Source organism: Streptomyces sp. NPDC093510 (assembly GCF_040683555.1).
Lineage (GTDB): Bacteria > Actinomycetota > Actinomycetes > Streptomycetales > Streptomycetaceae > Streptomyces.
In genome coordinates this window covers 20,461-29,640 of the sequence record NZ_JBFBEE010000049.1, presented here as the reverse complement: position 1 = coordinate 29,640, position 9,180 = coordinate 20,461, and the positions used below count along the sequence as shown (strand labels likewise).

Here is a 9,180-nt window from a genome sequence, read left to right as displayed (position 1 = left end):
CGCGCAGTTCCCCGCGCCCCTGACTTGTCCACCTTGCCCGGCGTCGCTGAGGGGGCCTCTTCCAGGGGCGACTCGGTGCCGGATGCGGGGGACGACCTAGGGGCGCGGGGAACTGCGCGGTCAGCCCCCACCGGCCCGCGGTTGACCGCGTGCGCCGCGCTCGCCCCGTCGTGGATGTCCTCACGGGACGACACCCCCGTCAGGCGGCCCTCCGCGTCCACGCGGGCGACCAGCCCCGCCGGGGAGGACAGTGACTCGTCCAGCGCCGCGAGAAGCGTGTCCGTGTCACGGAGTGGACGTACGGGAACGTCCGCCGCGTCCCCGTCCTTGTGCCGCCAGGCAAGCGGCGCCCCCACCGCGTCAAGCCGGAGCGTCCACGCGCCGCCCTCCGGCGCGGGCCCCTGCGGGACGCCGGACAGGGAGGCGAGGGAAAGGAGCTTCAGGCCCCGCTCCGCACCCAGGAAGTCCGCGACGAAGTCGTCCGCGGGGCGGGCGAGGAGCTCGGCGGGCTCGGCGCACTGCACGAGGTGGCCGCCGGTGCGGAAGACGGCTATGCGGTCACCGAGCCGCACCGCCTCGTCGATGTCGTGCGTGACGAAGACGATGGTCTTGTTCAACTCCCGCTGGAGGCGGAGCAGTTCGTCCTGGAGCTGGGTGCGGACCACCGGGTCCACCGCGCCGAACGGCTCGTCCATGAGGAGGACCGGCGGGTCCGCGGCGAGCGCACGCGCCACGCCGACGCGCTGCTGCTGGCCACCCGAGAGCTGGTGCGGGTAGCGCTTGCCCGCGTCCGGGGCGAGGCCGACCGTCTCCAGGAGCTCCGCCGCGCGGGCCCGCGCCTTCCTGCGGCCCCAGCCGAGCAGCAACGGCACCGTGGCGACGTTGTCGAGGACCGTGCGGTGCGGGAAGAGGCCGGCCTGCTGGATGACGTAGCCGATGGAGCGGCGCAGTTCGGCCGCGTCCTGTTCCAGGATGTCGCGGCCGCCGACCCGGATCGTCCCCGAGGTCGGGTCGACCATGCGGTTGATCATGCGGAGGGTCGTCGTCTTGCCGCAACCGGAAGATCCGACGAGGACGGTCACGCCGCCTTCCGGCATGTCCAGGGTGAGGTCGTGGACCGCTGTCGTGCCGTTCGGGAAGCGCTTGTGGACCGTATCGAATTGGATCATGTGGAGTCCCTTGCCCGGCTGTATATCGTCATGCAGAGTTCTCGCTGTCTGAATAAGTTGTCAATAGTTTTCGGGGCGCCCCGCGTAAATCACCGGTAACAAGTGGTCGCAGGGCAAGACAGAACGTCCGGTTGAGGAGGGAATGCGAGTGAAGTCGTCTCGTATCGCGGACACGGCGACCGACCACAGGGAAGCGGTCGTCGTCCTCGACGGCCGGGGACTGATGGTCGCAGACGTCGTACGCCTGGCCGAATCCGGCGCCAGGCCGGTGCCCGCCACCGACGGCATGAAGCGCGCCGAGGACTCCTGGAACGCAGCGCGGGAGATCGCCGCCTGGGGCCGCGTCTACGGCCGCTCCACCGGAGTCGGCGCCAACCGGAATGAGGACGTGCCCACCGAGGCGGCCGCCGACCACGGCCTGAGACTGCTGCGCTCGCACGCCGGGGCCATCGGCGCCGAACTGCCCGCCCGGCAGGTCCGCGCCATGCTCGCGGTCCGCGCCAACCAGCTCCTCGCGGGCGGCGCGGGCCTGCGCCCCAGCGTCGTCACCGCGCTCTGCCGGGCCCTGGAGACCGGCGCGTACCCCACGGTCAACGAATTCGGCTCGGTCGGCACCGGCGACATCGCCGCCCTCTCCCAGATGGGCCTCGCGCTCGCGGGCGAACACCCCTGGCAGGGCCCCGGGGAACCGCCGGAGCCGCAGCCCCTCGACAACAACGACGCCCTCGCCCTCATCAGCAGCAACGCCCTCACCCTCGGCCAGTCCGCGCTCGCCCTCCACGAACTGCGCGGCCTGATCGGCGCCACCCAGGTCGTCGCCGCACTGTCCCTGATGGCCGTCGACGGGTCGTACGAGGCGTACGCGCTGCCCGTCCACGAAGCGCGCCGCCACCCCGGCTCCTACGCGGTCGCCGCACGCATGCGGTGCCTCCTCGGCGCCCCCGACCGGCCGACGCCGCCGCTCGGCCGCATCCAGGACCCCTACGGCTTCCGCTGCGTGCCGCAGATCCACGGACCCGCGCACGACGCGGCGGACGCCCTGGAGGACGTCCTCACCGTCGAGATCAACGCGGCCGCGGAGAACCCGCTGATCTGCCCCGAGGACCTGGCCGCCTACCACCACGGCGGCTTCTACCTCGCCCAGCTCTCCCTGGCCCTCGACCACTTCAGGCTGGCGGTGACGCAGGCCGCCCGGCTCTCCACGTCCCGCCTCTCGACCCTGAACGAGCCGGCCTTCACCCGCCTGCGGCCCTTCCTCGCGGACGGCGAACCCGCCTCGTCGGGCGTCATGATCCTCGAATACGCGGCAGGGGCCGCCCTCGGCGACCTGCGGGCGTTCTCCGCGCCCGCCTCCCTCGGCCACGCGGTGCTCTCCCGCGGCGTCGAGGAACAGGCCAGCTTCGCCTCGCTCGCCGCCCGCCAGACCCTGCGCGCCTGCGAGGCGTACCGCATGGTCGTCGGGTGCGAACTGGTCGCCGCCATAAGGGCGTTGAGGCAACGTGACATGCGCCTGGACCCGGCCACCCCGCTCGCCCGCGCCTTCGCGCTCGCCGACTCCGTGCTCGAACCGGAGATCGCGGACCGGCCGCTGACGGATGATGTGACGGCGGCGGCGGGACTCCTCGACCGGTTCACCCGGCTCTGGTCGGAACTCGGCGCCGGAACGACTGCGGGTACGGACATCCTGAGGGGGACGGCATGAGTGACAGCCCTGCCGCGCGACTGCAAGTGCTCTTCGAGGGCCACCGGCTCACGCCCACCCAGCGGCGCATCGCGCACTGCATGGTGCGCAGGGCCGCCGACGCGCCCTTCCTCTCCAGCGTCGAGCTGGCCGAGCTCGCCGGGGTGAGCCAGCCCTCGGTCACCCGCTTCGCCGTCGCCCTCGGCTTCGACGGCTACCCCGCCCTGCGCAGGCACCTGCGGGACGTGGCGCCCCCGGAGACGTCGGCCAAGGCCCTGGCGAACGAGTACCAGCAGGCCGTCGAGGCCGAGATCGAGAACCTCCGGCACCTCGCGGAGGCCCTCGCCGACCCGGCGCCGGTGGAGCGCGCGGGACGGCTCCTCGCCGCCTCGCGGCCCCTGCCCGTCCTCGGCCTGCGGGCGGCCGCCTCCCAGGCGTACGGCTTCTCCTACTTCGCCGCCAAGGTCCACCCCGACGTACGCCTCCTCGACGAGGGCGGCACGATGCTGGCCGACCGCGTCGACGCGGCGGTGCGGGCCGGCGCCTCCGCCCTCCTCTGCTTCGCGCTGCCCCGCCACCCCCGCGAGGTCGTCGACGCGCTCGCCCACGCCCGGTCGGCGGGCCTGACGGTCGTCACCGTCGCCGACTCCGCGTTCGCCCCCGTGGCCGCCCACTCCGACCTCCTCCTGCCGGCCGCGGTCGGCACGGGCCTCGCCTTCGACACGGCCTGTGCGCCGATGCTCCTCGGCCGGGTCCTCCTGGAGGCGATGTGCGACGGCCTCCCGGACGCGCAGGCCCGCCTGGAGGAGTTCGACGTGCGCGCGGCGGCGCGGGGGCTGTTCGTGGAGTAGGCCGTGTGCCTGGTGACGGGTACGGGCTACGCCTCGGGCACCGAGAAGCGGAAGAGCTTGCCGGACCAGGTGGCGTACAGGTGGTCGCCGACGACGTGCGCTGTCCAGGGCCCGGAGCCGCCGGTGGCCCGGTGGTGCCAGACCTGCTCGCCGGTGTCGGCGTGGAAGGCGTACAGGCCCTTCGTTCCCGCGGCGAGGAAGAGTCCGCGCAGGGCGCCCAGGAAGCCGAGGTCGCCCAGGCCCGCCCCCGCCGTCCAGCGTTCCGCGCCGGTCCGGGCGTCGAGCCCGTGCAGGACCTTCTTGTCCAGGTGGCAGACGGTCGCGCCGGCGCGCGCGTAGCCACGGTTGCCGCGGGCGGCGGTCCGCACCGTCCACAGGGTCTTGCCCGACGCCGGGTCGAAGGCGGCGAGCAGGCCGCGCGTCGAGCCGTTGAAGCCGGTGCTCGGATAGCAGAACAGGGTGCCTTCGAGCAGGCTCATGGAGTCGGTCCAGCCGAGTATCTCGGCGTTCGTGGGCGGGAGTCCGGTGGGTTCGCTCCAGCGCGTCCGGCCGTCGTCGGGGTCGAGGGCGAGCAGCCTCATCCTGGCGTCGATGCCGTAGAGAACCTTGCTCTTCTCCGGTGGGTAGAGGGCGACGAGGTCCTTCGCCCACACGCGCTCGCCCGTCTCCCGGTCGAGGGCGGAGTAGCCCTTGAGCAGCGCGCCCGGTGTGGTCTTCGACGCGTCGCCCCAGACGAGCAGCGCGCCCGCCGGGGTGGCGCCGAGGGCCGTGCTCACGTCATCCACGTCCCGTGAGGTCCACCGCACCTCACCGCTCGACGCCTCCAGGGCCCGGAAGCGTCCGCCGCTCCTGGCCATGACCAACTCGCCGTCGGCGTGATCGAGTTCGGGCGCGCTGCCCTTGGCCGGTGGCGCGTCCCACAGCTTCTTGCCGGACCGGCCGTCGAACGCGTGCACCTTGCCGTCGGTACGGACCGTGTAGACGCGCTTGTCGTCGGTGAGGGCGTCGGTGTTCTGGCCGCCGAGGTCCTTCCACAGGAGCTTGCCGGTGCCCCGGTCGAAGCAGGCGCCGGAGGCCTTCTCGGTGCACAGGAGCGTGGACCGGGTCACCGCGCGCAGGAACATGGCGGGCTGCGGAAGCTCCTTGGTCCAGTCGAGTCCGGGCGCGGCGGCCGTGTCCCCGCCGCCTCCGCCGCGTGAGCGCAGGAACCAGGCGGTGCCCCCGGCCGCCGCGGTCACGGCGAGCGCGCCGCCCCCGGTCAGCAGCCGGCGGCGGCTGAGCAGCGGTCCGCGCAGCGCGCCCTGGAGGGTGCGCTGGTCCTCGGTCACCTGGAGCTCGACCGCGCCGAGCCAGCCGGCGGTCGTCTCCGGGCGCAGCCATGCCTGGAGCTGTTCGACGGTCGGGCGGCGGGCGGGGTCCTTGTCGAGGCACGCGGTGACGATGCCGAGCAGGCCGGGCGGGACGCCGGTCAGCTGCGGCTCTTCGTAGGCGGCCCGGTAGAGCAGGGCGTGGACCGCGCCGGTGCCGAAGGGCGGGGTGCCGGTGGCGGCGAAGGCGAGCACGGCGCCGAAGGCGAACACGTCGCTCGCGGGCGTGAGTTCGCCTCCCCGCGACTGCTCGGGCGACATGAATCCGGGTGATCCCGCGACCTGCCCCGCGGCGGTGAGCACCGTTCCGTCGACGGCCCGGCTGATGCCGAAGTCGATGACCCGCGGGCCGTCGAGGGTGAGCAGGATGTTGGACGGCTTGAGGTCGCGGTGGATGAGCCCGGCCCGGTGGATCGCGGCCAGCGCCTCGGCCAGGCCGCCGCCCAGTACGCGCAGGGTCGGCTCGGGCATGGGCCCGTGGGCGTCCAGGGCGTCGGTGAGGGAGGGGCCGGGGATGTACGCGGTGGCCAGCCACGGCTGCGGCCCCTCGGGGTCGGCGTCGACGACCGGCGCGGTGAAGGCGCCGGAGACCGCGCGGGCGGCGTCGACCTCGGCCTTGAAGCGGCGGCGGAAGTCGGGGTCGGCGGCCAGTTCGGGACGTACGACCTTGACGGCCACCGCACGGCCGCTGCGCGACGCGGCGAGGTGGACACGGCCCATGCCGCCGGCGCCGAGCTCCCGGATCACCCGGTAGGGGCCGATGTACGTGGCGGGGGCGGCGGCTTGCGGGGGCGGCGGTGGCGGCGGCTGCGGTGTCTGCTGCGGTGCCGGCTGCGGTGTCGGCCCGGCGGGCGGCGGCGCGGATGGCGGCATCGGCGGTGTCGGCGGCATGGTCACGAGGTGTCGCTCCGGAAGGCGTGGAGGGTGGACGCGGACGCGGCGAAGAGGGTGCTGCCGGAGACCTGGAGCAGCCAGTCGGCCTTGCCCGCCTCCTTGGCGCCGGACGGCTGGTGCGCCCAGAGCGGCTTGCCGTCGGAGGCGCGCAGGACGACGAACCCCGGCACGTCGCCGGTGGCCCAGGTGGCGACGGCCACCACGGACGAGGAGACGGTGGGCCCCCGGTCGTGTGCGCCGCCGGTGGTCGTCAGGTGCACCGGGCTCGCGGTGTGCCACACCTGCTCACCGCTCCGCGTGTCCAGGGCGAACACGGTGCCAGGACCGTCGTAGAGATAGGCCCGCTCGCCGCGGACTCTGGCCGCGCTGATGGTGGTCGTCTCGTTGACGGCGGTCCACAGCTTCTTGCCGTCGGTGACGCGGAAGGCCTGCGCCTTCGTGCTGGTGACCAGCAGCGTCCTGCCGTCGGTGGACAGATGGGGGTAGGCGCCGGGCTTGACGACGTCCCGGACCTTCCACTGCTCGGCGCCCGAGCGCAGGCCGAGGCCCCGGAGTGTGCCGTTGTCCTGGAGGAAGCAGCGGCTCCCGTCGGCGTACGCCTGGAAGTCACTGCCCTTGACCCCGCGCGACCACAGCACCTCACCCGATCCGAGATCGAGCGCGAGGACCCCATAACCCTTGTGGCCGCTGGTGCCGAGGACCGCGACCGAACCGGCGACGGACAGGACGTCGTCGACGAACCCGGCTGACTGGCCGTCGGCGCCCTGCTCGGTGACCGCGTGGGCGAACTTCTGCCTGCCCGAGGCGTCGACGCCGAACAGATAGCCGCGCTCACCGCTCCAGGCCGAGGCGAACAGCAGCGACCCGCGCACGCCCAGCCACTTCGGGTCGGTCGAGACGTCCGAGGGCATGCGCAGCGAACCCGTCCAGCGTTCCTTCCCGTTCGCGGTGTCGTAGGCGGTCGCGCCACTCTGCGCCCAGTGCACCAACACGTCGCCGAGCAGGTGCAGCCGGGCGCTCTCCAGCTTCTTCAGCGGGACCGACCACCGCGGCTGTGGTCCGGCCGGAACCTTGGGCTCGGGCCGCCCCGTGCTGCCCTCGCCGCCGCTGCTCCGGGCCGGGTCCTTGCCGGGCTCCGACCGCCACCCGGCCAGCGCCGCGGCCCCGCCGCCCACCGCGACGGTGGTGCCGGCCGCGGCGATCCACAGGAACCTGCGGCGGCTCGTCCCCCTGGGGGCGGTGAACGGGTCGAGGGGCGGCGCCAGGGACGCTCTGGGCACGGGCGGCGCGGAGACCAGGACGGCGGCGTGCGCCTCCCGCCGCGCCAGGTCCTCCCGCAGGCCCTCCGTGAGCAGCGCGGCAGGGTCGGCGGGCCCCAGCGCGGCAAGCACCGACGCGGCGGACGGTCTGAGGTTCGGGTCCTTGCTCAGGGAGGCGCTGATCAGCGGCACCAACGCCGCTGGTACGCCGTCGAGTCGCGGCGGGTGGTGGACGGCCCGGTAGAGGATCTCGGCCGTCCCCCCGGAACCGAAGGGGCCCCGCCCGGTGGCCGCGAAGACCAGGACGCAGCCCAGCGAGAAGACGTCGGCCGCCGGTCCGGCCTCGCGGCTCGACACGATCTGCTCGGGCGCCATGAACCCGGGCGTCCCCATCACGGCGCCCGTCCGGGTCACCTGGGTGGCGTCGACCGCGCTGCTGATGCCGAAGTCGATGACGCGGGGCCCGTCCTCGGCGACGAGTACGTTGCCGGGCTTGAGGTCGCGGTGGACGACACCGGCGTCATGGATGGCGAGCAGCGCCTCCGCGAGTCCGGTGCCGAGGGCCCGCAGGCCCGCCTCGGACAGCACACCGAAGCCGCGTACGACGTCGTGCAGCGACGGCGCGGGAACGTAGGCGGTGGCCAGCCACGGCTGCGGGGCGTCCGCGTCCACGTCGAGCACCGGCGGGGTGAAGAAGCCGCTCACGCGCCGGGCCGACGCGGCCTCGCGCCGGAAACGCCCGCGGAAGTCGGGCGCCTCGGCGTACTCGGGCCGGATCACCTTCAGGGCGACCAGCCGCGACCCCGGCGACCTGGCCAGGAACACCCTGCCCATGCCGCCCTCGCCGAGGAGCTGGAACACCTCGTAGGGGCCGATCCGGGCGGGGCTCTGTACGACTGCGGGGTCGCCGCCTTCGTAGGTGTGGGTGTACACGTCGTCGCCGCGGGGGTCAGCTCATCGAGGCGAGCACGTCACGGGCGGCGGTGACGACGGTGTCCTCGGCCTGCTTGCGGGTGAGGTCGGAGGTGCCCTGGCTGTAGACGAGCTCCACCCTGAGCGAGGCGTTGCCCTCACGGACGACCACCTTGGCATAGGTCAGCGACCCGCCCCGGGCGTCGACGTGGTGAGCGGCGAAGGCCTCCTCGCCGAGCCCGCTGACGGAGTGGGGGTCCTCCACCTTGTTGCCCGTGACCGCCTTGAGGAGGCCCCTCTTCTTGAGGTCGTACTGGCCCTTGACGCTCGCGCCGACCGTGAGGTTGACGTCCAGGCTCTGATAGAGGCTGTAGTCCGCGGGCTGCCACCTCGGCATCCTGGTGATCATCACGGACGTGTCCGCGTCGTCCATCAGGCCGGGCGTGCACTCGCCGCCGGGCGCGATCTTCTCGATGGTGGCCGCCTTGATCAGCTCACACCCCTTGGGCACCTTGGTGAACGCCTTGCCCGCCGACGGTGCCTTCGGCTTGGCGGCGCCTCCCGGCCCGCTTCCGGGCGCACCCGAGGGCTTGGCCGACGCGGTGCCCTTGTCGTCGTCCCCCGACGTGGCGACGACCACCACGCCGACGACCACGGCGGCGGCGAGCGCCGCGGCGCCACCGATCAGCCAGCCGCGCGAACGGCCGCCGCGCGGGCCCGAGCCGCCGGGGCCACCGGGGCCGCCGGGGCCGCCCGCCGGAACCGGCTGCGACCAGGCCGAGGGCCCGCCCGGCGCCTGCGGCGGGACGGGCGGCGGCGCCTGACCTGGCATCGGGGGTGGCGTCTGCCCCTGCATCGGGGGCGGCGCCTGGCCGAAGCCCTGCCGGGGATCAACCTGCGGGTTCTCACTCACGGAACAGCTCGCTTCCTCGACCGGGACCGGACATGACCCGCCGCACCTTCCCGCGAGACACTGCAATGCCGATGAAATCCTGCTGAAGCAGAGGACTCGGCTGCCGCGGGCAACCAACGGGGCACTACGGGGCA

The 9,180-nt window shown here is 73.8% G+C and carries 6 protein-coding genes; 2 read left to right on the top strand and 4 right to left on the bottom strand.

The window, feature by feature from the left end; all coding sequences use genetic code 11:
- Positions 1–1,169, bottom strand: a 1,169-nt coding sequence (locus AB0N81_RS41140; RefSeq protein ID WP_365367915.1) for an ATP-binding cassette domain-containing protein, incomplete at its 3' end; no start/stop codon positions are given.
- Between the two features lie 142 nt (positions 1,170–1,311).
- On the opposite strand from AB0N81_RS41140, the gene AB0N81_RS41135 reads away from it, so the two are divergent.
- Positions 1,312–2,871, top strand: a complete 1,560-nt coding sequence (locus AB0N81_RS41135) for an aromatic amino acid ammonia-lyase (protein WP_365367913.1) — start codon at positions 1,312–1,314, stop codon at positions 2,869–2,871.
- Positions 2,868–3,701, top strand: a complete 834-nt coding sequence (locus tag AB0N81_RS41130; RefSeq protein ID WP_365367911.1) for a MurR/RpiR family transcriptional regulator — start codon at positions 2,868–2,870, stop codon at positions 3,699–3,701. Before AB0N81_RS41135 ends, AB0N81_RS41130 begins: the two co-directional genes overlap by 4 nt.
- 26 nt (positions 3,702–3,727) lie before the next feature.
- Here AB0N81_RS41130 and AB0N81_RS41125 read toward each other — a convergent pair whose 3' ends face one another.
- From AB0N81_RS41125 to AB0N81_RS41115, 3 genes are all read right to left on the bottom strand, one after another.
- The gene (locus AB0N81_RS41125) at positions 3,728–5,788 is read right to left on the bottom strand and encodes a PQQ-binding-like beta-propeller repeat protein (protein ID WP_365367919.1); all 2,061 of its coding nucleotides are present in this window, start codon (positions 5,786–5,788) and stop codon (positions 3,728–3,730) included.
- 173 nt (positions 5,789–5,961) lie between these two features.
- A complete protein-coding gene (locus AB0N81_RS41120; RefSeq protein WP_365367909.1) occupies positions 5,962–8,154 on the bottom strand; it encodes a PQQ-binding-like beta-propeller repeat protein in 2,193 nt (730 codons plus the stop codon).
- Between the two features lie 16 nt (positions 8,155–8,170).
- On the bottom strand, positions 8,171–9,046 hold the full coding sequence (locus AB0N81_RS41115) for a hypothetical protein (RefSeq protein ID WP_365367907.1): 876 nt from the start codon (positions 9,044–9,046) through the stop codon (positions 8,171–8,173).
- Between the last annotated feature and the right edge of the window lie 134 nt (positions 9,047–9,180).